The following is a 24,932-nucleotide window of genomic DNA, read 5'->3' on the forward strand; positions in this document are numbered from 1 at the left end:
GCGTGCAGGTCCGCGCTCGGACAGCTCACGGCCGGCAAGCCGGCCCCGGGCGCCGTCAGCGCGAACGGATAGGCCGGCAGGCCGGTCATGGCGCTGGCGGCGCGGTGCGCGTCGTACCGGTTGGCCAGACCGGAAGCGATGGCCACGCGCCGGGCCGAACTGGCCGTTCCATCGACATGAACCAAGTTAGTCTTGTACATGTGAACCACCTCGCACAGATGCAATCAGCCGCAGTCCAATGTAGGCCCTGTCATGGCCGCAGAAAAATGATGTGCATCAAACTATCCGGCCTTGGGCAGCGTGCACGCGCTAACAGACGCTTTGCTGGATCGTGACCAGGTGTTCCTGTGATTCGGCGTACGCAATGGCATAGGCAAGCGCACCAGGCGACTCGGCGTGCAACGTCAACAGCGCATCGCCGGTGACGACCTGCCGGCCCAGCCGCGCAGCGAAGCTGATGCCCGCCGCTACGGCCCCGGGCGCGCCGGCGAGCTTGGCCAGCAACGCGATGGCGCGATTGTCGACCGCGACGATCACGCCGCTGTGAAGCGCGCGCACCACGTGGGTATGGGCGGCCACAGGCGGCTCGCGCATGCCGCCCTGGGCCTCGCAGATGGCCTGGAACTTGGCCCACGCCGCGCCGCTGTCGAGCACCTTGCGGGCCAGCGCCGTGCCCTCCCCCGGCCCGGCCTTGCCACCCATTTCCAGCACCGCTCCGGCCAGCAGCAAGGCGCGCTGGCGCAAGTCGTCGGGCGCGCCGGCATCGCCCCGCAGTACCGCCAGCACGTCGCGCGCCTCCAGCGCCGGACCGATGCCGGTGCCGACCGGTTGCGCGCCGTCAGTCACCAGCACCTCGACCGTCAGGCCCAGCGCCTGCCCGACCGCCTTCAGCCGCGATGCCAGGTCGGCCGCGGCCTGCGCCGAACGCACCTTCGCGGTACGCCCGACCGGGATGTCGATCAGCACGTGGGTCGAGCCGGCCGCGACCTTCTTGGACAGGATCGACGCCACCAGCAAGCCGTCGCTGTCGAGGCCCAGCGGACGCTCGACCCGGATCAGCAAGTCGTCGGCCGGACTGAGCGATACCGCCCCGCCCCAGGCGATGCAACCGCCTTCCTGCTCCACCACCGCGCGGATGCGCGTCACATCGAGCGTGACCGGGGCCAGCGTCTCCATCGCGTCGGCCGATCCGGCCGGCGAGGTGATCGCGCGCGAGGACGTCTTGGGAATGACCAGCCCGCACGCGGCGACGATGGGAACGACCAGCAAGGTGGTGCGATTTCCCGGCAAGCCGCCCACGCAATGCTTGTCCACCACCAGGGCACTGTTCCAATGAAGGCGCTGGCCGGCGCCGATCATCGCGCGCGTGAGCGCGATCGTCTCGACCACATCCATCCGCCCGCCCGAACAGGCCGTCACCAGCGCAGCCATCTCGATGTCCGAATAGCGGCCGGCGCGCACATCGGCGACGATGGCGGTGGCCGCGTCATTGGTGAGCGGACGACCGAATATCTTGCCCCGCACCGCCGAGAACGACTGCAGCGGCGCCGGGTGGCCCAGTTGCACCGGCGCGCCCTCGGCCTGGCCCAGCGCGCTCCAGGCCGCCTCGGACAGCCCGATTTCCTCGCGCCCAAGCAGGGACGAATGCACCACATTGAGCGTGGCGACGACGCACTGGCCGCCGCAGCGCAGCTCGATGCGGGCGCGTGCCTCGAAGCCTTCGGCCTTGCACACCTCGCAGTCGCTGCGCATGTAGGCGACCCGCTCCTGGTAGGTGTCGATGCCCATGCGGCGCGCACGCAGGACAGGTACCCTCATGACAGCTCCACCTCGTCCAGGTAGGACGGCACCTCGCACGGCCAGTCCAGCTCCTCCTGCATCCGGCGCCGCAAGGCGTCCGCCGCCGCCGGCTCCCCATGGGTAATGAAGGTGCGGACCGGACGGCGCTTGAAATGGGAAAGCCAGGCCAGGATCTCGTCGGCGTCGGCATGCGCCGACAGGTTGCCGATCTGGTTCACCTGGGCCCGCAGCGGCACGTACTGGCCGTGGATCTTGATCGATTCGGCCCCGGCGATCATCTGCGCGCCGCGGGTGCCGCCGGCCTGGAAGCCGGCGAACAGAATGGTGTTGCGCGGGTCGGGCGCAAACGCCTTCAGATGATGCAGCACGCGCCCGCCGGTCGCCATGCCGCTGGCGGCGACGATCACCATCGGCACTTGCCGCTCGTTGAGCGCAATCGACTCGTCGACGCTGTTGACGATCGTGGCCGCATGCCGCATCGCATAGCACTGCGCATGGCTGAGGCGATGGAGCGGCAGATGCCGCTGATACAGCGCGGTGGCGTCGGCGGCCATGGGGCTGTTCAGATAAACAGGAATATGGGCCGGGATCTGCCCCTTTTCCTTGAGCCGGTGCACATCGTACAGCAAGGACTGCGCGCGGCCCACGGCAAACGATGGAATCACGGTCACGCCGCCTTTGCCGGCGGTGTCGCGAATCGTCTTGCCCAGCAAGATCAGCGGGTCGGCCGGATCATGCCGCTGATCGCCATAGGTCGATTCGAGCACCAGGTAGTCAGCTTGCCCGATGGCGGCCGGCGCCACCATGATCGGGTCGTTCGGCCGCCCCAGGTCGCCGGAGAAGACGATGGTTTTCCCATCGCCGCGCACCGTCACGATCGCCGCGCCCAGAATATGGCCGGCCAGGTTCAGTTGTCCATGCAGTTTGCCGGCAATGGTAAAAGGTTCGCCGAACGGCACCGGCGAAAACTGCCGCAGCGCCCGCACGGCGTCGGCCTCGGAATACAGGGGCAACGCCGGCGCGTGCCTGGAGAAACCGTGGCGGTTGGCATAGTTGGCCTCTTCCTCCAGCAAGTGGCCGCTGTCGGGCAACAGAATCTTGCACAGGTCATGGGTCGCGGCGCTGCAGTAGATTGTTCCGGTGAAGCCATTCTTGACCAGCAGCGGCAGGTAGCCGCTGTGGTCCAGGTGCGCGTGGGTCAACACCACGGCGTCGATCTGCTCGGGCGGAATGGGAAAGCGGTCCCGGTTGCGCAGCCTGAGTTCCTTATAGCCCTGGAACAGGCCGCAATCGACGAGGATGTTGGTCGGCCCGGATGTCAGGAGGTACTTGGAACCGGTGACCGTGCCGGTCGCGCCGAGAAATTTGAGCTTCATCACATTACCTTTCCAGAGGGGAAATTGGACTATGAGCGAGCCAGGCAATAAAAACCTTGACCCAGATCAAAATAGAATGGCTTCGATCTGGCAAGCGCGCGCGTCACGGCCTATGCCGGTGCTGGGTTCGATCGAAAGGAACGCTCATGAACACCGCGACCGAAAGCCTGCAACTGCACGCCACGCTCTCAACGTGAAGCGGCGGCCGCCGCGCCGCGCCAGCGCCTGCGCCAGCGCCAGTCCACGATCTCCCGCAGGTCGATTCCGTGTTCCTCGATGCAGCGCCGCTGCGCGCCCGGCTTGCGCTCGGCCAACTGGTGCACGCTGGCTTTGCAGTGCGCCAGTTGCGGCACCCGGTCGAGCACGGCGGCAAGCAGACGCAAGCGATCGACCTGGTTGAGCACCACCATCTCGCATGGCGTCGTGCTGGTGCCCTCCTCGCGAAAACCGTGCACATGGAGGTTGGCATGGTGGTGCACCGGCAAGTCAGCCGGTGGATCAGCGAGGGATAGCCGTGACAGGCAAAGATGAGCGGCTTATTGACTATACCTTGCCGGCAGTGTCTGGCCACGGCGGCAAAGTCCAACCATTGCGCGCCCGGCTGTTTAGCACATTAACGGCGGTCAGGCGATGGTGAATTCACGCTCAAGCTTGTCTGCGCCGGCGCCGCCGCCTGTCAAGCGCTTGTACCAACTGCCGATTGCCGATGGCGCCGAGAGCGCCATCGAACACCCGCTCCAGGGCCGGCCCGGACTGGAACAAGGCCAACTTGATGCCCGATCAACCAGCATTGATGCTCAGGATCTGTGCGTTGCGAGAAGGTGCCACGCATTCTCCTCAAGGATGCGGCTTGCCAGACGCCGCCGCTTCCAGCACCAGTTCACCATGCGCGACCCGTAGCGGGATGACATCCTTGGGACCATAGCGGCCGGACAAAATCAGCTTGGACAAGGGATTTTCGATCCCTTGCTGGATTGCGCGCTTGAGCGGCCGCGCGCCGTATAGCGGATCGTAGCCGGCCTCGGCGATCTTTTGCAGCGCCTCGTCCGAGATATCGAGCGTCATGTCCATGGCGGCCAGGCGCTGCTCCAGATGCTTGAGCTGGATCCTGGCGATGGCGCCGATGTTCTTTTCGTCGAGCGCATGGAACACCACGATTTCGTCGATGCGGTTGATGAACTCGGGACGGAAGTGCGAGCGCACCTCGCCCATCACGGCCAGCTTGACCACGCCCGGCTCATCGCTGTCCATCGACTGGATCATGTGCGAACCGAGGTTCGAGGTCATCACGATCACCGTGTTCTTGAAGTCCACCGTGCGCCCCTGGCCGTCGGTCATGCGGCCGTCGTCGAGCACCTGCAGCAGCACGTTGAACACGTCGTTGTGGGCCTTTTCAATTTCGTCGAACAGGATCACGCTGTACGGCTTGCGGCGCACCGCCTCGGTCAGGTAGCCGCCCTCGTCGTAGCCCACGTAACCCGGGGGCGCGCCGATCAGGCGGGCCACCGAATGCTTTTCCATGAATTCGCTCATGTCGATGCGGATCATCGACGCCTCGGTGTCGAACAGGAAGTTGGCCAGCGACTTGCACAATTCGGTCTTGCCCACGCCGGTCGGTCCCAGGAACATGAACGAGCCGCAGGGCCGGTTCGGATCCGACAGCCCGGCGCGCGAACGCCGGATCGCGTCGGCCACCGCGACGATCGCTTCGTCCTGGCCCACCACGCGCTCGTGCAGCTTTTCCTCGATGTGCAGCAGCTTGTCGCGCTCACCCTGCAGCATGCGCGCGACGGGAATGCCGGTCGCGCGCGACACCACTTCGGCGATTTCATCGGCCCCCACCTGGGTGCGCAGCAGCCTGGGCTTGGCGCCCACGGCCTGCCTGGCGGCGTCCGACTCCGCGCTTTTCAATTGCGCTTCAAGTTCGGGCAGCTTGCCATACTGGAGTTCGGACACCTGCTGCCAGTTGCTGTTGCGGGTCGCCTCCTCCATTTGCAGGCGCACCCGCTCGATGTCTTGCTTGATGTGGGTGGTCCCCTGCACCATCGCCTTTTCAGCCTTGAGGATTTCTTCGAAATCGTTGTACTCGCGCTCCAGGCGCGCGATTTCCTCGTCGATCAGGCCCTGGCGCCGGATCGAGGCGTCGTCCTTTTCCCTCTTGACGGCCTCCTTCTCGATTTTCAGCTGGATGATGCGGCGCTCCAGCTTGTCCATGACCTCGGGCTTGGAGTCGATCTCGATCTTGATCTTCGAGGCCGCCTCGTCGATCAGGTCGATCGCCTTGTCGGGTAAAAAGCGGTCGCTGATATAGCGGTGCGACAGTTCAGCCGCCGCAATGATGGCCGCGTCGGTGATTTCCACCTTGTGGTGCAGCTCGTACTTGTCCTGCAGGCCGCGCAAGATCGCAATGGTCGCCTCGACGCTGGGCTCGTCGACCAGGATCTTCTGGAAGCGCCGTTCCAGCGCGGCATCCTTCTCGATGTATTTGCGGTATTCGTCGAGCGTGGTAGCGCCCACGCAATGGAGCTCGCCGCGCGCCAGCGCGGGTTTCAGCATATTGCCGGCGTCCATGGCGCCCTCGGCCTTGCCGGCGCCGACCATCGTGTGCATCTCATCGATGAAGACGATGGTCTGGCCTTCATCCTGCGCCAGTTCCTTGAGCACGGCTTTGAGGCGTTCCTCGAACTCGCCGCGGTACTTGGCGCCGGCCAGCAAGGCGGCCATGTCGAGCGAGAGCACGCGCTTGCCCTTGAGCGTATCGGGCACCTCGCCGTTGACGATGCGCTGCGCCAGGCCTTCGACGATGGCGGTCTTGCCAACGCCCGGTTCGCCGATCAGCACCGGGTTGTTCTTGGTGCGGCGCTGCAGCACCTGCATCGCGCGCCGGATTTCGTCGTCGCGCCCGATCACCGGATCGAGCTTGCCCTGGCGCGCGCGTTCGGTCAGGTCCAGCGTGTACTTCTTGAGCGACTCGCGCTGGCCTTCGGCTTCCGGGTCCTGCACGCTTTGGCCGCCGCGCACGGCCAGCACCGCCGCCTCCAGCGCCTTGCGCGACAGGCCCTGCTCGCGCGCCAGCTTGCCGGCGTCGGATTTGTCGTCGGTCAGCGCCAGCAAGACCATTTCGCTGGAGACGAACTGGTCGCCGCGCTTTTGCGCTTCCTTGTCGGCCAGGTTCAGCACATTCATGAATTCGCGGCCGGCCTGGATCTCGCCGCCATGGCCCGACACCTTGGGCAAGCGCTCGAAGGCGCTTTTCAACGCATTGGCCAAGCCGTTCACGTTGACCCCCGCGCGCTGCAGCAGGGAGCGCGCACCGCCGTCGTCCTGGTTCAGCAGCGCCGACAGCAGGTGGACCGGCTCGATGTACTGGTTGTCGTTGCCAACCGCTAAACTTTGCGCGTCGGCGATCGCTTCCTGCAGTTTGGTGGTGATTTTGTCTTGGCGCATGTGGAGCTCCTGGTAGCGGGATTAACTGGATTTATGCAGGACGCGGATAGCCGACCGATTGCGCCAGGATCACTTGCTGGCCCGGCGCCAGGCGCATCAGGCGCGCCAGTGCCGGGCGATCGACATGCCCGCGCGCCACCGCCCCCAGGCCTTCGGCGGCGCAGAACAGATACACGTTCTGGCTGATGTGCCCGGTGTCGAGCGCGGCGTAGAATTCCTGTTCCACCCGCGAGGCGCCCGGCACCGGGTCGAGCTCGGCGACATAGATCAGGTTGACGGGGGCCGCGGCGGCGAAATCCTGGCCGCCGGTGGCGGCGCGCAGGTCATCGGCCACGACCAGGCGCAGCAGGTGCGCGTGCGCGTCGTACAAGTACAGGCCGCTGGCCAGGGCGACGTAGACGCGCATTTCCTGCTGGTTTTGCGCCGACGGCGCGGTGCGGCCCGATTCGGCCGGACGGTTGATGCCGAATGCGGCCCATAGCAGGCGCGACAGCACGGCCAGGCGCAGTGCGCGCGGGTCGAATTCGCGGCATGAACGGCGCCTGAGCAACACGTCGAGCAGCGCCATGCTCAGCGGGGGAAAGTCGGCATCGAGCGCGAGCTCGGAAGGCGCGCTCAGGCGCATGACCGGCTCGCTTGCATCGGGGTCTCTCATACACACTCCTTTATGGCAGTCGAGGCGCCGCAACGCTGCGCGCCAATCAATCCACAGTAACGCGCCGATCCCGTTTGGTCACCTGCGGAACTTGATGCATGTCAAGCAACCAAACAATCGCGGCCTTAAAAGAGCGGCCACCAGTACGGCAGTCAGGCAACCGCCAGCACCTGCAACGCACTGCCATTGACGCGCAAGGCGAAGCGCCAGACCCCGGCGAAGGCGGCTACGGCCGTTCCCATCAGCAAAGCGTCCTTGCCGGGCTGCGTGTTCGCGCAAGCGAGCGCCGCGCTCGCCGCGCCCAGCGGCAACGCCCACAACATCGCTTGCCTGACGCTGAAGGCGCACCGGACGACGCAACATGGACGTGCTGGCCCTGTCCGCCGGCCCGGGCGTCCGTGCCGAGCGTCACCACGCTCCTGCCTACGCCGCAGCGAAGGCCATGGCGCTGCTGCTGCTTGGCTGCGGCTGGCGCCGCTTGGTCGCGATCGGCTCGGCGCAGACCTGGCCGATCGCGACCGCTTCCATGCTGGCGCGATCGAGCAGTTCAACTTCGCGCAGCGCCACGCGCAACCAGCCCTTTTGCTTGAACCTGAGCAGCAATCGGCTGACGCTCTCGATGGTCAGTCCCAGGTAGTTGCCAATATCCTCGCGCGACATGCGCATCTGGAACACCGTGCCCGAATAGCCGCGCGCCGCATAGCGCGCGCCCAGGCTCAGCAGGAAGATGGCGAATCGCTGTTCGGCGCGCATGCCTCCCAGGAACATCATGGCGTTCTGATCGCGCGTGATTTCGTTGCTCATGAGGCGGAGGAAGTGGCGTTGCAGCCGGGGCAGCTCCGCAAACAGTTGGTCGAGCCGGGCATAAGGGAGCTCGCAGATCTCGCTGTCCTCGAGCGCCACCGCGCCGCTCTGGTGGCGTTCGGCGCCGATCGCGTCCATGCCCAGCACTTCTCCCGCCATGTGAAAACCGAGCACCTGCTGCTCGCCATTCGGATTGAGGCGGAAGGTCTTGAAATGGCCAAAGCGGATCGCGTACAGGTTCTTGAACGGCGAACCCATCGCAAACAGGCTCTCGCCGCGGTCGACGCGGCGGCGGCGCACGATGATCTTGTCGAGCCGGCCCGTGTCGGCCTCGTCCAGGCCGGTCGGCAGGCACAGCTTGTTCATTGCGCAAGAGGTGCACGTGATCTGCGTGCGGCCCAATGACAGGGGCAAGGGGGCAATATGGATGGCGGGTTTCATGCTGGTCGACTCCTCAATGGCATCAAGGCAGTATCGACGACAACGGGGCCGGGCGGCATCGGGTAAGCCGGTCAGTGCTTGTAGGGTTTACCCTACAGCCGAGAGCGGCTAGATGATGCCGTTCTCCAGCGCGTAGCGGGTCAGTTCGGCATTGCTGCCCATGCCCATCTTTTCCAGGATGCGCGCGCGGTAGGTGGTCACCGTATTCGGGCTCAGGTGCAACGTCTTGCCCACCTGGACCAGCGACTCGCCGGCCGCGATCAGCTTGAACACCTCCAGCTCGCGGTTCGACAGCCCCTCATGGGTGGCCATGCTGCCGCCGCCGATGAGGCTGGCGAGCTTTTCCAGCAGCGCCGGGCTGACGTGCTTGCCGCCGGCGGCCGCCTTGCGCACCGCCGCCACCAGCACGCTGGTCGGCGCATCCTTGGTCAGGTAGCCGGCCGCGCCCAGCTTGAGCGCGCGTACCGCATAGATATCCTCGGCGTAGGTGGACAGGATCAGCACCGCCAGCTTCGGCCGTTCGGCGCGCAGCGCGCGCAGCAGGTCCAGGCCGTTCTTGCCGGGCATGGTGATGTCGACCAGCGCCACGTCGAACTCCTCGGCCTGCACCCGCAACATGGCTTCCTGGGCGTTGGCGGCCTCGCCAGCGACGGCGATGTCGTCGGCCGTGCCCAGCATCAGGCGCACGCCGTTGCGCGCGATTGCATGGTCGTCGACCAGCAGGACTTTAATGGTGTGTGTCGTCATTGATATGTTCCAACGGTAATTCGAGCGACAAGGTGGTGCCCTCTTCCCGGTTGCCGGCGATGCCGAGCCTGCCGTTGAAATGGCGCACCCTTTCCAGCATGCCGCGGATGCCCCAGGACTCCTTGTTGCGCACGCGTTCAGCGTCGATTCCCTTGCCGTCGTCGTGCACCTGCAGCAGCAATCGCTCGCCGTGGCGCGCCACCGTCACCCGCACGCGCGTGGCCTCGGCATGGCGCACGACATTGGTGAGCGCCTCCTGCACGATCCGAAACAGCATCGTGCTGCGTTCCGGGTCCAGCTCCAGCGCCAGCAGCGACGCTGCGATGGCGCACTCGCAATGCAAGCCGGAGCGCTTGCCCACCTGCTCGGCATGCCACTCCAGCGCCGCCCACACGCCCAGTTGGTCGAGCACGCTGGGACGCAGGTCGGTGATGACCTTGCGCACCGCGCCCATGGCCTCCTTGGCCAGGCCGGCGGCATCGACCAGCAGCGGGTCGTGCGCGGCGCCGGCCAGCACCGCGCGCTCGATCGCCACCGAAATGTAGGCGTTGATGCCGGTCAGCAGCCCGCCCAGCTCGTCGTGGATTTCCTGCGCGATGTGCTTGCGCTCGCGCTCCTTGATCGCCTCCTGGTGCGCGGCCAGCTTGCGCAATTCGCGCTGGCTACTGAGCAAAGCCTGTTCGGCCAGCTTGCTGCCGGTAATGTCGACCAGGATCCCTTGCATGAACAAGCTTTGGCCGGCCTCGTCGGCGACGACCTCGGCCTCGTCGCGGAACCACAGCGCCTCGCCGCCGCGGGTCAGCAGCCGGTATTCGTGGCGCAGCGCGGTGCCGGCGCGCCGGCTCGCGCCGATCGCCCGCAGCGCGCCGGCGCGGTCGTCCGGATGCATCTGGCGCGCATGCAGGCCCGGCGTGGCCAGCCATTCGGCGGGCGAAAAGCCCAGCATCCGGATTTGCGGACTGATGTAGGTGAGCACATTCTCGCTCGCCAGCGCGGCGATATAGGTGATCGCCTGGATCTGTTCGACCAGGGTGCGGAACTTGGCCTCGAGCTGGCGCTTATCGTTGAACAGCTGCTGCTCGCGCAGCATGCGCAGCACGGCGCTCGGCAGCAGCCCCAGGTAGCGGCGCTCGGCGTCCTTGACCAGGTAGTCGCGCGCGCCGCGCCGCATCGACTCGGCCGCGACGGTGGCGCTGTCGGCGCCGGTGAGCATCATCACCGGGATCGCCGCCAGGCCCGCGTCGCCAGCCAAACGGGTCAAAAATTCAAGCCCTGTCACATCCGGCAGGTGGTAATCGAGCAGGATGCAATCGGGCCGCCGCAGCGCCGCCAGCGCCAGCCCGTCCTGGCCGGTGTCGGCCTCGACCACCTCGAACACGTGCGCGGGGTCGGCCGCGAGCGCGCGCCGGCAAGCCATCCGGTCGACCAGGTCGTCCTCGACGATCAGCAGGCGGATCGGCGCCTCGCTCACGGAATCTCGCTGGCCGACCAGTACAGGTCGATCGAACGCATCATGTCGACGAAGCGCCGGTAGTCGACCGGCTTGGCCATGTAGCCGGCCACGCCGAGCTTGAAACTGTTGACCTTGTCAAGCTGCTCGTCGGAGGTGGTCAGCACGATCACGGGAATCGACCTGAGCTGCTCGTCGTGCTTGGCCTGCTGCAGGAACTCGAGACCGTTCATGATCGGCATGTTCAGGTCGAGCAGGATGATGCAGGGCCGCGCGCTGGCCGGGTCGCGCAGGTAGGCCAACGCGTCCTCCCCGTTTTCGGTGACCACGACCGGGTTGACGACCGCGATTTCCTTGAGCGCGCGCCGGATCGTGAGGATATCGACCTGGTCGTCCTCGACCAGCAGGATGGGACGGCTGCTTACTCTCATTGGGGGGCCTTGAAACGGGGGGATTGGATGGTCTTGGGCAGCGCGAACCAGAACGTGGCGCCCGCGCCGGGAATGGACTCGACCCAGATGCGCCCATGGTACATCTCGACAATCTTCTTGGCCAGCGCCAGGCCCACGCCGGTGCTTTCGACGCGGTCGCGCGGCGCCAGCGTCTGGAACAGCTGGAAGATCTTGTCGAAATGGCGCGCTTCGATGCCGGGCCCGTTATCGGCCACATAAAAGCGCCACTCGCGCCCGCCGTCGGCCCAGCCGGCATGCACGCTGCCCTGCGGCTTGTCCATGTACTTGATGGCATTCGACATGAGGTTGTGGAACACCTGCTCAATGCGGGTCGGTTCGATCACGATGGTCGGCAGGTCGGCCTGCACGGTGACGGCAATGTGGGCCGGCGCCGCCAGCAGGTCGACCACGTCGCGCAGCACCCGGTTCAGGTCGACCGCGCTGACCGCCTCCTTGACCCGTCCCACGCGCGAATACTGCAAGATGCCGTCGATCAGGCCGCTCATGCGGTGCACCCGCTGGATCAGCAGCCGCATATGCTCCTTGCCTTCATCGTTGAACTGGTCGGCGTAGTCGGTCGAGAGCCAGTCGGCCAGCGAGCCGATGCCGCGCAGCGGCGCCTTCAGGTCGTGCGAGACGACGTAGGCAAAGCTGGTCAATTCCTCGTTGGCGCTGGTGAGCTCGTGCAGCAGGCCCAGGGTGTGCTGCTCGGCCTGCTTGCGGGCGGTGATGTCGCGCACCATGCCGGTGAACATGCGGCGCTCGCCCAGGCGCATTTCAGCCACCGTCAAATCCATCGGAAACACCGTCCCGTCCTTGCGCAAGCCTTCGACCTCGCGCCCGGCGCCGATGATCTTGCGCTCTCCGGTGTGCAGGTAGCGCGCCAGGTAGGCGTCGTGATTGCCCTGGTGCGGCGCTGGCATGAGCATGGAAACATTTTTTCCCGCCACTTCGGCCTCGGTGTAGCCGAACATGTGCTCGGCGGCGGCATTGAGCCGTTCCAGCCGGCCATGGTCGTCGATCGTGATAATCGCGTCGACCGCCGTTTCGAACACCGCGCGCATGCGCGCCTCGCTCTCCCGCAGCGCGGCCTCGGCCTGTTTGCGGCTGGTGACGTCGTGAATGGTGGCCATGGCCAGCGGCAAACCCTGCGCCGTTTGCAGCGGCGACAGGCTCACTTCCACCGGAAACTCGCGCCCATCCTTGTGCAGGCCGAACAGCGCCGCGCCGCCACCCATGGAGCGCGCGCGCGGCTGGCTGAAGTAATCGAGCCGCTGGCCGCCGTGGGCGTGCTTGAAGCGCGCCGGCAGCAGCGCCTCGATGGTCAGCCCCAGCAGCGCATCTCTGGCGTAGCCAAACAAGGTTTCGAGCGGCGGATTGGCCAGCACGATGGTGCCATCGCGCTCGATGATGACGATGGCGTCCGTGGCCGACATTAGCAGCCACTCCAGACTCTGCCCTTCAATGACAAGATTTTTCACCGATTATTCCCTGCTGACATCGTTCGATGGCGTGTCCACCAACAGGCATTGTACATTTGATGGCCGAATTTGACCCACATCAACAACTTGGGATGACTGCGCGCGCACGCGCCGTTACAGTCGGGGCTATTGCCCATCGGGCATCGACCAATGCCTTGCCGGGAGTGTACTGTGCCGCACCTTTCTACTGACGACATCGAGCAACTCGACCAGCAGCTGCGGCTGCGGCGCGAGGCGCTGCTCGGCGCGATTCGCAAGCGCCTGCACCGCGGCGACGACGCGGCGACGATGGCCCTGGCCAACCCGTACGCCGACGTGCGCGAACAGGCCGAGGCGGACCTGCTGGCCGACACCGACATCGGCCAGTTGCGGCTCGAACTGGACGACCTGCAAGCGATCGACGAGGCGCTGGCGCGCGTCGCTGCCGGTAGCTACGGCACCTGCACCGGCTGCGGCGGCCGGATCGCCGTGCGCCGCCTGCGCGCGCAGCCGGCGGCCAGGATGTGCCTGTCGTGCCAGGAAGCCTTCGAACAGCATCGGCAGACGCCGCCCTGAAGGGCCCGCGCCGTCCACCACACCATTTCGTAGTCCCACCAAGGAGAACCATATGTTCAGAACCAACGACAGCATCGACACGGCCAGCAGGGAAATGCGCGCAATGATCAATGAAGCCGAGCAGTTGCTCAAGGCAGCGGGCGCGGCCAGTGGCGAGAAGGCGGCCGAGTTGCAAAAAAAGGGGATGGATCTGCTCTCGTGCAGCATCTCCAAGGCGCATGAGCTGGAACGCAAGACGCTCCATTCGATCAGGAACGTTGCCGCTTCCACCGATAAACTGGTGCAGGCCAATCCGTGGCGCTCGGCGGCGGTGTCGGGTTTGCTGGGGGCGGGCATCGGACTGGTGCTGGGCATCGCCCTGGCGCGCGACTAGGCGGCGTCGGCCGGCGAGGCCAGGTTCGCGTCGATGGCCGCCACCCGATTGCGCCCCGCGTTCTTGGCGCGATACATGGCGGCGTCGGCCTCGCTCAGCAGGGCACTCCATTGCGGGTGCTTCTCGTTGAGCGTGGCAACGCCGAAACTGGCCGTGAAGCGCAACGTTCCCTGTGGCGTGGCGAGGCGCAGTTGCTCGATGTTGCTACGCATGCGCTCGGCGCAATGGAGCGCGTCATCCCGGCTCGTTTCGGGCATGATGACGACGAATTCCTCGCCGCCGATGCGGCCGAAATGGTCGATCTGGCGCAAGGTGCCGACGCAGGTCGTGACCAGCTGGCGGATCACCTCATCGCCGGTTGCGTGACCATATTCGTCGTTGATGCCCTTGAAGTGGTCGATGTCGAGCATGGCTACGGCCAGCGGCCGCCGGTGCCGGCGGGCCAGCGCGACTTCGCGTTCGGCCAGCTCGGTCAGGAAAGCCCTGTTGCATGCCCCGGTCATGCTGTCGTGGCGTGAACTGTACAGCAGCGCCTTCTCGGACAAGAATGCGCGCTGGCGGAACACGCGGATCGTCAGCATCAGGGTGGTGGCCATGATCAGCGAAAAAATATATAGAATCACGCTGTTGATGAAACCGAACGGCGTCAGCGTCGCCGCGCAAAGCACGAAGAACATCAACGACGGCGCGGCCACGATCGCCACGAAGGTCGGCAGCCGGGTGGCGATCACGGACACGGTAAACAGGCAGGCGGTGACCCCGGCCAGTCCGTGCAGCAGGCCGTTGTGCAGCATGGCCGCGGCAATGATGATGGCCCCGGCATGGGTGGAATAGACAAAGCCACAGCGTTGCAGCGGCGTCCAGCGCAGGGGCGTGGCGGCATAGGCGGTCGCGCCCAGGCCGACCAGCGCCAGCCGCACCAGGAAGGTATGGACGGCCAGGCCGGGATCGACCAGGTAATCCCATACCGCAAACAGCAGGATCGACAGGCCGAAGCATGGCCCCAGCACCGGCAGCATCAGCGCCACCGCGGCGTTGTGCTGTTCAGAAAAAATGGCTTCGTCTTCGAGCGGCAGCGACCACTCCATGCCGAACCTGCGTCCCATCCTGCGCTCCCGGTCTGCCCATCGCCCGTACCCAGTACCCAGTACCCAGTACGAAGATTAACAATAAATCGCCGCTTGCAGGGACCTTATGTGCGCATGGCGGAGCGGGAAGCATGGGTGCTGGACGGCTTGGCCGCCGGCGCGCAGGTGCTGGCCTATCCGCCGCCAGCGGGACACGACGGCGCCCCCGTCACGCTGCGCACGCTTGAGCGGCCCTGGCGACAGGCGCCGCAGGTCCATCCGCCATGGCCGGCGCGACGGCAAACTAGCTGTGCCTGCGCTGGCCGCGCCTCAGGTGCATATGACGCATGCGGCCTGGGCGAGCGGCTCAATCGGCGCTTGCCCCGTATCGCCCCCGGGACGTACTCGCCGGCAGCAAGCGCCAGCCAAGCATCTCGCGGATGCGGTCATCCGATACGCGCACGCTGTCGCGTGGCGCCGCACACGCGCCCCGGTCTTGCGCCGGCTCGCGCATGGCGCGCGTTTCGGATGGCGTTGACACTAGCTGATGTTCCATGATTGCCCCCCCCTATCACTCAAGTTCGTCGTCAGTATCGAGCACTTGGCCCCGATGCGGTATCGGGGAAGTCATGTGACCGGTGTAGGGGATTGCCGCAAGCGCCTGCTTGAGCGGGCAAGAATGCTGTGCGGCGAGCGACGACAAGCCTTGCTACGATTTAATCTTGGGCAAGTTTCGGGATCGATGCGACAAGCAAGGATATATTCGGAAGGCGGAACTTTTTTGCATATCTACACGCTACGCCATACAGAAATGCATAGACCGCAGCGGTTTTGGGGCGACGACGGGATACATCGAATCTCGACAAAAAGCCCTGTAAAAACAGGGCTTTATCGTCAACTTCCATGATCAGAAAGTAATTTCCAATAGGAAAGTTACTCCCATTCGATCGTCGCTGGTGGCTTGCCGGAAATATCGTAAACCACCCGGTTGATTCCGCGCACTTCATTGATGATGCGGTTCGACACCTTGCCCAGCAGGCTGTGCGGCAAATGCGCCCACTGCGCCGTCATGAAGTCCAGCGTTTGCACCGCGCGCAGCGCCACCACGTATTCGTAGGTGCGGCCATCGCCCATCACGCCGACGGATTTAACCGGCAGGAACACGGCAAACGCCTGGCTGGTCGCTTCGTACCAGTTTTTCGGCGCGGCGCCGGCATCGATGCTTTCCAGCGCCGGCAGGTCGCACGGCGTATTGCGCAATTCTTCGATGAAGATCGCGTCGGCCCGGCGCAGCAGGTCGGCAAAGTCCTTCTTCACTTCGCCGAGAATGCGCACGCCCAGGCCCGGACCCGGGAATGGATGGCGGTACACCATATCGTGCGGCAAGCCCAATGCCACGCCGAGCTTGCGTACTTCATCCTTGAACAGTTCGCGCAGCGGTTCGAGCAATGTCAGGTTCAAGGTTTCCGGCAAGCCGCCCACATTGTGGTGGCTCTTGATGGTCTGCCCTTTCTTGCCCTTGCCGGCGCTTTCGATCACGTCCGGATAGATGGTGCCCTGGGCCAGCCACTTGGCGTTCTTCAGCTTGCCCGCTTCGACCTGGAACACTTCGACGAACTCGCGCCCGATGATCTTGCGCTTGGCTTCCGGATCGGCCACGCCGGCCAGGTGGCCCAAGAACTGGTCTTCGGCATCGATGCGCAGCACTTTCACGCCCAGGTTCTTGGCGAACATGTCCATCACCATCTTGCCTTCGTCCAGGCGCAGCAGGCCGTGGTCGACGAACACGCAGGTGAGCTGGTCGCCGATGGCGCGGTGGATCAGGGCCGCCGCCACGCTCGAATCGACCCCGCCCGACAGGCCGAGGATGACGTCGTCGGTGCCGACCTGTTCGCGGATCTTGGCGACCGCTTCGCTGATGTAGTCGGGCATGTTCCACTCCGACTTGCAGCCGCAGATTTCATGCACGAAGCGGCCCAGCATGGCCTTGCCCTGCGCCGTGTGCGTCACTTCCGGATGGAACTGCACGCCGTAGAAGCGGCGTTCCTCGTCGGCCATGGCGGCCACCGGGCAGCTGGGCGTATCGCCCATCAGCTTGAAGCCTGGCGGCATGTCGAGCACCTTGTCGCCGTGGCTCATCCAGACCTTGAGCATGCCATGGCCTTCGTCGGTGACGAAGTCGTTGATGCCGTTGAGCAGCGTGGTGTGGCTACGCGCGCGCACTTCGGCGTAACCGAATTCGCGCACCAGGCCGTTTTCGACCTTGCCGCCCAGCTGGGCCGCCATGGTTTGCATGCCGTAGCAGATGCCCAGCACCGGCACGCCCAGCTCGAACACGGCCTGCGGCGCGCGCGGGGCGTCGCCTTCCAGGGTGGAACTGTGGCTGCCCGACAGGATCACGCCGGCGGCGCCGTAGTTGCGCACGAATTCGTCGCTGACGTCATACGGGAATACTTCGGAAAACACGCCGGCGTCGCGCACGCGGCGGGCGATCAGCTGGGTGACTTGGGAACCGAAATCGAGAATGAGGATTTTAGAGTGCATGAAAGGCCAGGAGAAATTGCAAAATTGGTGCCGTTGGGCGGCGCTCGCGGGCAACGGGCCCACGCTAAGAACAACGCGGCGATCTGGTCGCCGCGTTGTGTGTGCCTTTATTCGCCAGAACGGTAGTTCGGCGCTTCTTTGGTGATCTGCACGTCGTGCACGTGCGATTCGCGCATGCCGGCCGAGGTGATCTCGACAAACTCCGCTTTTTCGCGCAGCTCGTCGATGGAGGCGCAACCGCAGTAACCCATCGACTGGCGCACGCCGCCGACCAGCTGGTAAATGATCGCCAGCACGCTGCCCTTGTAGGCAACGCGGCCTTCGATGCCTTCCGGTACGAACTTGTCGGCCTTGGCCGCCGCATCCTGGAAGTAGCGGTCGGCCGAGCCGTCCGCCATCGCGCCCAGCGAACCCATGCCACGGTAGGACTTGTACGAGCGGCCCTGGTACAGGATCACTTCGCCCGGCGCTTCTTCGGTGCCGGCAAACATGGAACCCATCATGACAGTCGATGCGCCGGCCGCCAATGCCTTGGAAATATCGCCCGAAAAGCGGATGCCGCCGTCGGCGATGCAGGGCACGCCGGTGCCGGCCAGCGCTTCGGCCACGTTGGAAATCGCGGTAATTTGCGGCACGCCGACGCCGGCAACGATACGGGTGGTGCAGATCGAGCCAGGGCCGATGCCGACCTTGACCGCATCGGCACCATGCTCAACCAGCGCCAGCGCCGCGGCCGCCGTGGCGATGTTGCCGCCGATGACGTCCACGTGCGGGAAGCGCACCTTGATCCACTTGACGCGGTCCAGGATGCCCTGCGAGTGGCCGTGGGCGGTATCGACCACCAGCACGTCCACGCCGGCCGCGACCAGCAGCTCGATGCGCTCTTCGTCGCGGGCGCTGACGCCAACGGCGGCGCCGACCAGCAGCTTGCCCTGCGCATCTTTCGAGGCGAACGGGTGCTCGTGCGACTTCTGGATATCCTTGACGGTGATCAGGCCGCGCAATTCGAATTCGTCGTTGACCACCAGCACGCGCTCGAGGCGGTGCTTGTTCATCAGGCGCTTCGCTTCGGCGGTGTCGGCGTCTTCCTTGACGTACACCAGCTTGTCGCGCGGGGTCATCTTGGCGCGCGCCTCGGCGTCGAGCTCTTCTTCAAAACGTAAATCGCGGTTGGTGATGATGCCGACCACGGTCTTGCCTTCCACCACAGGGAAGCCGCTGATGCCGTACTGTTCGGTCAGGGCGATCACGTCGCGGATTTTCATGGTCGGCGGAATCGTGATCGGGTCGCGCAGCACGCCGGCCTCGAAACGTTTTACGCGCGCTACTTCGCGGGCCTGGTCCTTGGGCGACAGATTCTTGTGGATGATGCCGATGCCGCCTTCCTGCGCCATGGCAATGGCAAGGCGCGCTTCAGTGACCGTATCCATCGCTGCGGACAGCAAGGGAATATTCAGGGCAATATTACGGGTCAGGCGAGTCTTGAGGGAGGTGTCGGCTGGCAAGACATTCGAGTAAGCCGGGACGAGCAGCACATCATCGAACGTGAGTGCTTTTTGAAGTAGACGCATAGCATTTTCCTATTGGCGCAAAAGTGAATTATACAGAAGTTCCTGTGCGCCGTCTCGCCAAGCCCTTAAATTGCCCGGAAACCCGTCAAGTTCGTTGACACGGCGGACAAATCATGGCGAAATCTGGGATTGATTACTAACGGAAAGATTTACATGGTCAACCTTATCGGAAAACGAACATTGCAGCTGCTGGCCGGAGGCGCGCTGATGCTGTTCGCCTCCGTGGCTTCCGCGCAATACGTGTGGGTCGACGCGAATGGCACCAAGCAATTCTCGGATCGCCCGCCGCCGCCTGGCGTGCCGGCCAAGAACATCATCAAGGCGCCGACATCCGCCGCCGTGACGCCCAAGACGGACGACGTGCCGGCATCGAAGCCCATGAGCGCCGACGACAAGCTGCCGCCTAGCCTTGCCGACCGTGAAGCCGACTACCGCAAGCGCGCCAAGGCCAAGGAAGACGAGCAAAAGAAAGCCGGCGAAGAGACCACCAGGAAGGCCGCCAATAAAGTCGCCTGCGAAAGCGCCCGCAGCTACAAGCGCACCCTGGAACTAGGCATGCGCGTGAGTTCGACGGACAAGAACGGCGAACGCACGTTCATTGATGACAGCCAGCGCACGGCGGAAATCGCGCGCGCCAACAAGGCGATCAGCGACGCCTGCAAGTAAGCAAGCAAATCGAGGTTCAGCCCGGCTGAGCCTTCTTTTCAGCCCGCTTGCGGCGCGACTCTTTCGGGTCGGCCACCAGCGGGCGGTAGATTTCGATGCGGTCGCGCTGCCGCAAGACGGTCTCCAGCGGCTTCTTCTTGCCGTACAGGCCGACCGGCTGGAGCGCCAGGTCGATTCCCGGAATGTCGTCGAGCACGCCGCTCAGGCGGATCGCCTGCTCGATCGTGCAGCCCTGCTCCACCGTCAGTTCGCGCAGGTACTCGCTCGCCGGCGTGGCGTAGCACACCTGGACCGTGATTTTTTCCGCCACTGGTTCAGCCATAGACGGTCTCGGCGCGCTTGCAGAACGAGTCGACCATGCTGTTGGCAATCACGCCGAACACGGGCCCGATCAATTGTTCGAGTATCATGCTGGAAAATTCGTAGTGCAGGTCGAATTCGACCTTGCAGGCATCGGCCCGCAGCGCCTTGAAGGTCCAGGTGCCATCCATGCATTTGAACGGGCCGTCGACCAGCTTCATTTTCATCTGGGTCGGCCGCGTGTTGATGTTGCGGGTTGTGAAGCTTTGCTTCACGCCATGGAAGTGAATGGCCAGGCAAGCGACCAGCGTGTCGTCGGTCCGCTCAATGAGCTTCACGCCGCCGCACCAGGGCAGGAATTTGGGATAATCTTCCACTTTGGCCACAAGGTCGAACATTTGTTCGGCGCTGTAAGCCAAAAATACTGTTTTGTGTACTACTGCCATTAATCAACCGTTTGCTATGATGTTGGGTATGTTGCATCAGTAGTTTAACCGAACCGCGCACTTTAGCCATTTCATGAGTATTGTTGACAATAAAAAAGCATTCCACGACTACTTCATCGAGGACCGGTACGAAGCCGGTATCGTGCTCGAAGGATGGGAAGTCAAGGCGATTCGCGATTCGCGCGTCCAGATCAAGGAGGCGTACGTGGTCGTGCGCGGGGACGAGCTGTTCCTGTTCGGCGCGCACATCAGCGCGCTGTCGACCGCCTCCTCATTCACCCACCCGGAAGCGGTACGCACGCGCAAGCTGCTGCTGCACCGCGCCGAAGTCGACAAGCTGATCGGCAAGGTCGAGCGCTCGGGCTACACGCTGGTGCCGATCAACCTGCACTTCAAGGGTGGACGGGTGAAGTGCGAGATCGGACTGGCCAAGGGCAAGAAGCAGCACGACAAGCGCGCCACCGAGAAAGAACGCGATGGCAAGCGCGAAGTCGCCGCGGCGATGAAGACACACAGCCGCTGACACCGTCGCTCCCGCGCAGGGCTAGGCGCCCCCACGGCAACCGAAGTTCGTTTAGGAGCCGTTAGCTGCGCAAAGAACTTGGGTTCCCGCCGGCGCGGGAACGGCGAATTTCAGGCCACCTGCACCGCCGGCCGCGTCACCATCAGGCTCAGGCGCCAGCACAGGAAGCTCAGCACCAGCGAGCCGCCCACTCCACACGCCAGTTTCAGCGCGCTGTCGAACAGCAGCGGCGCCAGCATGCCCGACACCAGCGCAAACGCCGTCATCTGGATGAACGACATCATCGACGAGGCCAGCCCGCGATTATCTGGAAACAGCGACAAGGCGCCCACCTGAAGCGCCGGCATCGCCACCGCCAGACCGAACGTGTACACCGCCAGCGGCAGCACCGCCCACGGCACCGCCGCCACCAACATGAGGTTGTAGGCAATGCTGATCACGCTGCCCGCCGCCATGATGCCGAATCCCAGCCACATCATCTTCGCCGGTGCGATCCGCGCCGCCGCCTTGCCGCCCCAGGCCGAGCCGACCACCATGCCGCCGATCATGGGAATGAACAGCCAGGCAAACGCGGTCTCCGGCAGGTGCAGGATATCCATGATGAAATTGGCGGCCGAGCCGATGTACAGCGACAAGCCGCTGAACGCCAGCCCAACGGTCAGCGACAGCAGCAGAAACTGCGGATGGCGCAGCACCTTGATATAGTTTTTCGCGATTGCAATGCCGTGAAAGGCATGGCGCTGCGCCTTGGGCAAACTCTCCGGCAAGCCGCGATACACGAGCAGGATCATCAGCGCGCCAAACGCGGCCAGGAACACAAACGTCGAACGCCAGCCGAAATGCACGTGCAGATAACCGCCCAGCACCGGCGCGATGGCCGGGGCCAGCCCGAACACCATCATGATGTGCGACATGATGCGCTGGGCGTGCGCCTGGTCGTGCGAGAAGCGGTCCTGCACGATCGCCTGCCCGATCACCGAGCCGGCACCCGCCGCCAGGCCCTGGAACGCGCGGCAAGCGAGCAGCACGCCGAAGCTGGGCGCGAACACGGCCCCGAGCGAGGCCAGCGTGTACACCGCCAGCGCGATCAGGATCACCGGGCGCCGTCCGAACGAATCGGACAGCGTGCCGTAGAACAGCATCATGAAGGCGAAGGTAAACAGAAACACGCTGAGCGTTTGCTGCACCGCCAGCGGCCCGACCGCAAACTCCCGCCCGATCGCCGGGATGGATGGCAGATAGGTGTCGATCGCGAGCGCGCCGACCATCCCGAGACAAGCCAAAATTACTGTTAACATTCGCTGCATGCCAGACGTGCCTTATTCAAAAACGGCACCGCGACAGTGCAGGCAACCGGGCCCGCAATTTTACCGGCATTTTGAAAACGTCACCGACGCCGCAGCGAATGTCCCGCCAGCCTATTTGCCGCCTGCCAGGCGCGCTTCGATGCGCTCTGCGGGAATATAGCCCGGGGTCTTGGTATTGGACTGGAACAGGATCGCCGGCGTGCCGTTCAGGCGCAGCTTCTGGTACAGCGCGACGTTGCGTTCGAGCGGCGTGGCGCACTCGGCCACCGGCGGCAGCGCGCTGTTGTCGGTCATGTGCGACAGCCAGGTCTTGGCCGGATCGGGCGAGCACATGATCGCCGTCGATTTGGTGGCCGAATCGGCAGCCATGACCGGCACCAGGAAGGTATAGACGGTGAGATTGTCCACTTTCGCCAGCTCGCCGATGAGCTTGCGGCAATAGCCGCAATTCGGATCCTCGAAGGTGGCGATCACGCGCGAGCCATCGCCGCGCACGGTCTTGATCGCGTCTTTCAGCGGCAAATCGGCAAACACGAACTTGCCCAGTTCATTGTTGCGCTGTTCGGTCAGGTTTTCCTGGGTGCGGGTATCGATCGCCAGCACGTCGAACAGCACGAAGGACCCGGTCTTGTCGGTATAGACCAGGCCGCGCGGCGTGACCACTTCCAGCAGGTTGCCGAATTTACTTGGGGAAATTTTCTCGATCGGCACAGTGCCCAGCAAGGGGGCGATGGCCTTCTCGACATCGGCGTACGGCTTGGCGGGCGCGGCCGCATGGACGGAACCGCCCAGGGCCAAGGCGAGCAAGGCGGCCGGCAAGCTTAGTTTGAGTAACATGGTGCTCCAGACATCAGGTGGCGAATTAGTGGAAAAAACGCATCGCCGCCACGCCGGCCGAAGGCAGCGTTGCGGCGATGCGCCAGCGATTGACAGTAGCTTAGGGCACCGACGTGCTCTTGGCAACCGCTTGCTCCCACATGCGGATATAACTTTCGGCCGAATTCATCAGCGGTGCCAGGTCCGGCTGGCGCAAGTCCGCGATAAAGTCGGGCAGCATGCCGATATGGGCCAGGCCATCGCCGTTGATGTCGAGCGTGATCAGGGACGCCATGCCGCCGCCAGCGAGGATGCGCTTGACTTCATCGTCCTTGAGGTTACCCTCGTGACGGCGCGCGCCGCCCGCCGTTGAAGCGTCGACCAGGCCCACGTGGCCGCTGATGACCGGGTATCCCTGCTGCTCGGTCATCGTCATCGTGTCACGGAAGGTCAGGCGGTCCATGTGGTCGACATCGATCAGCATCCCGCGCTTCATCATGCCGCGAATAAGGGCCTTGCCCGACGGCTTGAGCGCGATATTGCCGCAGTCTTGCGAATAGCCCTCGCCCGAGCAATCGCGCGACGCGCTGTACTTGGCGTTACTCAGGGCATCTTCATGCCGAAGCGTTCCAGGCGCGGCATCCAGTTACCGTCGATATCGGCCGACGCCAGGACGCGCTCGGCGCGCCCGATCAGCAGATGGCGCGGCACCATGCCCACCACGCGCGAATCGGCGCTGCGGTCGCGGTTATCGCCGAGCATCATGAACTGGTCCCTGGGCACGGTCACCGGCCCGAAGTTGCGCAACGCCATCAGTTGCGGGATGACCTGGATGCGGCGGCGGTGGCCGTCGAAGGTTTCGTCGATGCGCTGGGCGGCGACAGGGGCGGCGTGGGCAAGCGGCTCCATGGCCGTGCCGGCGGCCGCGTAACTGGCGCCCTGGCCGTTGATAATCAGCTGTTCGTCGCGCATTTCGACGATATCGCCGGGCAGTGCCACCAGCCGCTTGATCAGGCGGGTGCCGTCCGTGGGCGACGAAAACGTCACCACATCGCCGCGGCGGGGCTCGCCCACGCGTGCCAGCACCACATCGGTCAGCGGAATCTTGACGTTGTACGCGAGCCGGTTGACGAAGACCACATCGCCTTCCAGCAGGCTGGGCCGCATCGACCCCGACGGAATCGGGTTCCAGTCCGCGATGGCGGTGCGGAAGACACCGAATAACAACAGAAACAGCAACCAGCCTTTGTTCTCGCGCATCAGGTTTTTCATATCACCCTCCTCTGTAAGTGGTGAACAAAGTTATACGCTGGCGATCTTTAGCGATGCTTAAAGCCGGGCCCCGCTTGGTTGCGTGAACAATGTTGCTTGCCAAAAAGTTGTATTACTGCCAAAATCCACGCGACGCTTTTCGCGCCCGGGCCACGCCCTACACCTCATAAGAACATCCTCATCAGCATGAATACACGTCCGCTTTACCTCGCGCTCATCCTTGCCGGCCTCAGCGCCACGGCCCATGCGGGCCTGAACAAATGCAAGGGTGCGAATGGCCATTACACCTTCCAGAACGCGCCGTGCGACCTGCCCAACGCGCGCCCGCACAAGATGCCGACCCTGGCCGAACGCAACGCGCAGAGCAAGCTGGAACGCAAGCAGGAGCAACAAAAGGAGAAATACGCGGATGACCGCCCGGGCGCCAATTGGGACCCGGCCCGCAAGCCCGGAGCCCCGCTGCCGCAGGCCGCGCCGCCGAGCGCGCCGGTGATCGCGGCCAAATCCGCGCCCGTACCGAAAGCCGCGCCTGGCGCGCCGGCCAAAAGCGAGAATCAGCAAAAGCTCGCTGCGGAGAAAATCGACGCCGAGAATGCGAAGATTCGGGCGAGCAACAAGGCGATTGAATGCACCAACGCGCGCCAGCAACTGACGCTGGTCCGCCGCGATGGGCGCGTCGTCCAGATCGACAAAAAGGGGGAGCGTCAGTATTTGGCGGACGAGAATCGCAATGCAGCCATTGCCGATGCCGAGCGCAGCGTCGCCCGCGCTTGCGGATAAAATCATCCTGGAGCGCTGAACCTGGTTCTTGCCTGCTGCACGGCAGGTGTCGGCATTCA

Annotated in this window: 25 protein-coding genes; 5 read left to right on the forward strand and 20 right to left on the reverse strand. The window is 64.4% G+C overall.

Features of this window, described 5'->3' with window-relative positions:
- Positions 1 to 309: 309 nt before the first annotated feature.
- From PO883_RS10555 to PO883_RS10605, 11 genes are all read right to left on the reverse strand, one after another.
- Positions 310 to 1,818 carry a thymidine phosphorylase family protein gene (locus PO883_RS10555; protein ID WP_289309716.1) on the reverse strand — a complete coding sequence of 503 codons (1,509 nt, stop codon included), beginning with the start codon at positions 1,816 to 1,818 and terminating at the stop codon, positions 310 to 312.
- Complete coding sequence (locus tag PO883_RS10560) at positions 1,815 to 3,176, reverse strand: MBL fold metallo-hydrolase RNA specificity domain-containing protein (RefSeq protein WP_289309717.1); 1,362 nt, start codon at positions 3,174 to 3,176, stop codon at positions 1,815 to 1,817. Before PO883_RS10560 ends, PO883_RS10555 begins: the two co-directional genes overlap by 4 nt.
- 188 nt (positions 3,177 to 3,364) lie before the next feature.
- A complete protein-coding gene (locus PO883_RS10565; protein ID WP_289309748.1) occupies positions 3,365 to 3,655 on the reverse strand; it encodes a hypothetical protein in 291 nt (96 codons plus the stop codon).
- Positions 3,656 to 4,013: 358 nt separating this feature from the next.
- The gene (gene clpB, locus PO883_RS10570; RefSeq protein WP_289309718.1) at positions 4,014 to 6,623 is read right to left on the reverse strand and encodes an ATP-dependent chaperone ClpB; all 2,610 of its coding nucleotides are present in this window, start codon (positions 6,621 to 6,623) and stop codon (positions 4,014 to 4,016) included.
- 31 nt (positions 6,624 to 6,654) lie between these two features.
- Positions 6,655 to 7,278, reverse strand: coding sequence for a SagB/ThcOx family dehydrogenase (locus PO883_RS10575; protein WP_289309719.1), 624 nt, complete (start codon positions 7,276 to 7,278; stop codon positions 6,655 to 6,657).
- 152 nt (positions 7,279 to 7,430) lie between these two features.
- A complete protein-coding gene (locus tag PO883_RS10580; RefSeq protein WP_289309720.1) occupies positions 7,431 to 7,601 on the reverse strand; it encodes a hypothetical protein in 171 nt (56 codons plus the stop codon).
- Positions 7,602 to 7,701: 100 nt separating this feature from the next.
- Entirely contained in the window at positions 7,702 to 8,523 is an 822-nt protein-coding gene (gene fnr / locus PO883_RS10585; protein ID WP_289309721.1) for a fumarate/nitrate reduction transcriptional regulator Fnr, read from the reverse strand.
- Positions 8,524 to 8,631: 108 nt separating this feature from the next.
- Positions 8,632 to 9,270, reverse strand: a complete 639-nt coding sequence (locus PO883_RS10590; RefSeq protein ID WP_289309722.1) for a response regulator transcription factor — start codon at positions 9,268 to 9,270, stop codon at positions 8,632 to 8,634.
- Complete coding sequence (locus PO883_RS10595) at positions 9,251 to 10,741, reverse strand: response regulator (RefSeq protein WP_289309723.1); 1,491 nt, start codon at positions 10,739 to 10,741, stop codon at positions 9,251 to 9,253. Before PO883_RS10595 ends, PO883_RS10590 begins: the two co-directional genes overlap by 20 nt.
- Positions 10,738 to 11,151 carry a response regulator gene (locus PO883_RS10600; protein WP_289309724.1) on the reverse strand — a complete coding sequence of 138 codons (414 nt, stop codon included), beginning with the start codon at positions 11,149 to 11,151 and terminating at the stop codon, positions 10,738 to 10,740. Before PO883_RS10600 ends, PO883_RS10595 begins: the two co-directional genes overlap by 4 nt.
- A complete protein-coding gene (locus tag PO883_RS10605) occupies positions 11,148 to 12,653 on the reverse strand; it encodes a PAS domain-containing sensor histidine kinase (RefSeq protein WP_289309725.1) in 1,506 nt (501 codons plus the stop codon). Before PO883_RS10605 ends, PO883_RS10600 begins: the two co-directional genes overlap by 4 nt.
- Positions 12,654 to 12,824: 171 nt before the next feature.
- Here PO883_RS10605 and PO883_RS10610 point away from each other — a divergent pair, with 171 nt between their 5' ends.
- Both PO883_RS10610 and PO883_RS10615 read left to right on the forward strand, forming a co-directional pair.
- Positions 12,825 to 13,208, forward strand: coding sequence for a TraR/DksA family transcriptional regulator (locus PO883_RS10610; protein WP_289309726.1), 384 nt, complete (start codon positions 12,825 to 12,827; stop codon positions 13,206 to 13,208).
- A gap of 52 nt (positions 13,209 to 13,260) precedes the next feature.
- Positions 13,261 to 13,581 (forward strand): YqjD family protein, encoded by a 321-nt coding sequence (locus PO883_RS10615; protein ID WP_289309727.1) that lies wholly within the window; start codon positions 13,261 to 13,263, stop codon positions 13,579 to 13,581.
- Here PO883_RS10615 and PO883_RS10620 read toward each other — a convergent pair.
- The 3 genes from PO883_RS10620 to guaB form a co-directional block, all read right to left on the reverse strand.
- A complete protein-coding gene (locus PO883_RS10620; protein ID WP_289309728.1) occupies positions 13,578 to 14,687 on the reverse strand; it encodes a diguanylate cyclase in 1,110 nt (369 codons plus the stop codon). The two genes, PO883_RS10615 and PO883_RS10620, sit on opposite strands and share 4 nt — an antisense overlap.
- Before the next feature lie 894 nt (positions 14,688 to 15,581).
- Positions 15,582 to 17,192, reverse strand: a complete 1,611-nt coding sequence (gene guaA, locus PO883_RS10625; RefSeq protein WP_289309729.1) for a glutamine-hydrolyzing GMP synthase — start codon at positions 17,190 to 17,192, stop codon at positions 15,582 to 15,584.
- 107 nt (positions 17,193 to 17,299) lie between these two features.
- The gene (gene guaB / locus PO883_RS10630; protein WP_289309730.1) at positions 17,300 to 18,763 is read right to left on the reverse strand and encodes an IMP dehydrogenase; all 1,464 of its coding nucleotides are present in this window, start codon (positions 18,761 to 18,763) and stop codon (positions 17,300 to 17,302) included.
- A 153-nt stretch (positions 18,764 to 18,916) separates the two neighbouring features.
- Here guaB and PO883_RS10635 point away from each other — a divergent pair, with 153 nt between their 5' ends.
- The gene (locus tag PO883_RS10635) at positions 18,917 to 19,429 is read left to right on the forward strand and encodes a DUF4124 domain-containing protein (protein WP_289309731.1); all 513 of its coding nucleotides are present in this window, start codon (positions 18,917 to 18,919) and stop codon (positions 19,427 to 19,429) included.
- Between the two features lie 16 nt (positions 19,430 to 19,445).
- On the opposite strand, the gene PO883_RS10640 is transcribed toward PO883_RS10635, so the two are convergent.
- Together PO883_RS10640 and PO883_RS10645 are read right to left on the reverse strand one after the other, a co-directional pair.
- Positions 19,446 to 19,751: an RnfH family protein gene (locus PO883_RS10640; RefSeq protein ID WP_289309732.1), complete on the reverse strand. Its 306-nt coding sequence runs from the start codon at positions 19,749 to 19,751 to the stop codon at positions 19,446 to 19,448.
- Positions 19,744 to 20,175 (reverse strand): type II toxin-antitoxin system RatA family toxin, encoded by a 432-nt coding sequence (locus PO883_RS10645; protein ID WP_054262875.1) that lies wholly within the window; start codon positions 20,173 to 20,175, stop codon positions 19,744 to 19,746. Before PO883_RS10645 ends, PO883_RS10640 begins: the two co-directional genes overlap by 8 nt.
- Before the next feature lie 73 nt (positions 20,176 to 20,248).
- Here PO883_RS10645 and smpB point away from each other — a divergent pair, with 73 nt between their 5' ends.
- Complete coding sequence (smpB, locus tag PO883_RS10650; RefSeq protein ID WP_054262876.1) at positions 20,249 to 20,698, forward strand: SsrA-binding protein SmpB; 450 nt, start codon at positions 20,249 to 20,251, stop codon at positions 20,696 to 20,698.
- 110 nt (positions 20,699 to 20,808) lie between these two features.
- Here the strand turns inward: smpB and PO883_RS10655 are convergent, their stop codons facing one another.
- The 4 genes from PO883_RS10655 to lepB all read right to left on the reverse strand — a co-directional run bounded on the left by PO883_RS10655 (position 20,809) and on the right by lepB (position 24,093).
- Positions 20,809 to 22,005, reverse strand: coding sequence for a multidrug effflux MFS transporter (locus PO883_RS10655; protein WP_289309733.1), 1,197 nt, complete (start codon positions 22,003 to 22,005; stop codon positions 20,809 to 20,811).
- A gap of 111 nt (positions 22,006 to 22,116) precedes the next feature.
- Positions 22,117 to 22,842, reverse strand: a complete 726-nt coding sequence (locus PO883_RS10660; RefSeq protein ID WP_289309734.1) for a DsbC family protein — start codon at positions 22,840 to 22,842, stop codon at positions 22,117 to 22,119.
- 100 nt (positions 22,843 to 22,942) lie between these two features.
- A complete protein-coding gene (locus PO883_RS10665) occupies positions 22,943 to 23,467 on the reverse strand; it encodes a membrane dipeptidase (protein WP_308605866.1) in 525 nt (174 codons plus the stop codon).
- Positions 23,425 to 24,093 (reverse strand): signal peptidase I, encoded by a 669-nt coding sequence (gene lepB, locus PO883_RS10670; protein ID WP_289309735.1) that lies wholly within the window; start codon positions 24,091 to 24,093, stop codon positions 23,425 to 23,427. The genes PO883_RS10665 and lepB overlap by 43 nt, the downstream gene beginning before the upstream one ends.
- Before the next feature lie 78 nt (positions 24,094 to 24,171).
- Here lepB and PO883_RS10675 point away from each other — a divergent pair, with 78 nt between their 5' ends.
- Positions 24,172 to 24,873 (forward strand): hypothetical protein, encoded by a 702-nt coding sequence (locus PO883_RS10675; RefSeq protein ID WP_289309736.1) that lies wholly within the window; start codon positions 24,172 to 24,174, stop codon positions 24,871 to 24,873.
- Positions 24,874 to 24,932: the final 59 nt, after the last annotated feature.

Source organism: Massilia sp. DJPM01, assembly GCF_030348125.1.
GTDB classification, from domain to species: Bacteria; Pseudomonadota; Gammaproteobacteria; order Burkholderiales; family Burkholderiaceae_D; genus Telluria_A; species Telluria_A frigida.

What these genes read in the sequence shown, in the direction of transcription:
- PO883_RS10555 (WP_289309716.1), bottom strand. Translation starts at nt 1,818, where the DNA reads ATGAGGGTACCTGTCCTGCGTGCGCGCCGCATGGGCATCGACACCTAC.
- PO883_RS10560 (WP_289309717.1), bottom strand. Translation starts at nt 3,176, where the DNA reads ATGAAGCTCAAATTTCTCGGCGCGACCGGCACGGTCACCGGTTCCAAG.
- clpB (WP_289309718.1), bottom strand. Translation starts at nt 6,623, where the DNA reads ATGCGCCAAGACAAAATCACCACCAAACTGCAGGAAGCGATCGCCGAC.
- PO883_RS10575 (WP_289309719.1), bottom strand. Translation starts at nt 7,278, where the DNA reads ATGAGAGACCCCGATGCAAGCGAGCCGGTCATGCGCCTGAGCGCGCCT.
- PO883_RS10580 (WP_289309720.1), bottom strand. Translation starts at nt 7,601, where the DNA reads ATGTTGTGGGCGTTGCCGCTGGGCGCGGCGAGCGCGGCGCTCGCTTGC.
- fnr (WP_289309721.1), bottom strand. Translation starts at nt 8,523, where the DNA reads ATGAAACCCGCCATCCATATTGCCCCCTTGCCCCTGTCATTGGGCCGC.
- PO883_RS10590 (WP_289309722.1), bottom strand. Translation starts at nt 9,270, where the DNA reads ATGACGACACACACCATTAAAGTCCTGCTGGTCGACGACCATGCAATC.
- PO883_RS10600 (WP_289309724.1), bottom strand. Translation starts at nt 11,151, where the DNA reads ATGAGAGTAAGCAGCCGTCCCATCCTGCTGGTCGAGGACGACCAGGTC.
- PO883_RS10615 (WP_289309727.1), top strand. Translation starts at nt 13,261, where the DNA reads ATGTTCAGAACCAACGACAGCATCGACACGGCCAGCAGGGAAATGCGC.
- PO883_RS10620 (WP_289309728.1), bottom strand. Translation starts at nt 14,687, where the DNA reads ATGGGACGCAGGTTCGGCATGGAGTGGTCGCTGCCGCTCGAAGACGAA.
- guaA (WP_289309729.1), bottom strand. Translation starts at nt 17,192, where the DNA reads ATGCACTCTAAAATCCTCATTCTCGATTTCGGTTCCCAAGTCACCCAG.
- guaB (WP_289309730.1), bottom strand. Translation starts at nt 18,763, where the DNA reads ATGCGTCTACTTCAAAAAGCACTCACGTTCGATGATGTGCTGCTCGTC.
- PO883_RS10635 (WP_289309731.1), top strand. Translation starts at nt 18,917, where the DNA reads ATGGTCAACCTTATCGGAAAACGAACATTGCAGCTGCTGGCCGGAGGC.
- PO883_RS10640 (WP_289309732.1), bottom strand. Translation starts at nt 19,751, where the DNA reads ATGGCTGAACCAGTGGCGGAAAAAATCACGGTCCAGGTGTGCTACGCC.
- PO883_RS10645 (WP_054262875.1), bottom strand. Translation starts at nt 20,175, where the DNA reads ATGGCAGTAGTACACAAAACAGTATTTTTGGCTTACAGCGCCGAACAA.
- smpB (WP_054262876.1), top strand. Translation starts at nt 20,249, where the DNA reads ATGAGTATTGTTGACAATAAAAAAGCATTCCACGACTACTTCATCGAG.
- PO883_RS10655 (WP_289309733.1), bottom strand. Translation starts at nt 22,005, where the DNA reads ATGCAGCGAATGTTAACAGTAATTTTGGCTTGTCTCGGGATGGTCGGC.
- PO883_RS10660 (WP_289309734.1), bottom strand. Translation starts at nt 22,842, where the DNA reads ATGTTACTCAAACTAAGCTTGCCGGCCGCCTTGCTCGCCTTGGCCCTG.
- lepB (WP_289309735.1), bottom strand. Translation starts at nt 24,093, where the DNA reads ATGAAAAACCTGATGCGCGAGAACAAAGGCTGGTTGCTGTTTCTGTTG.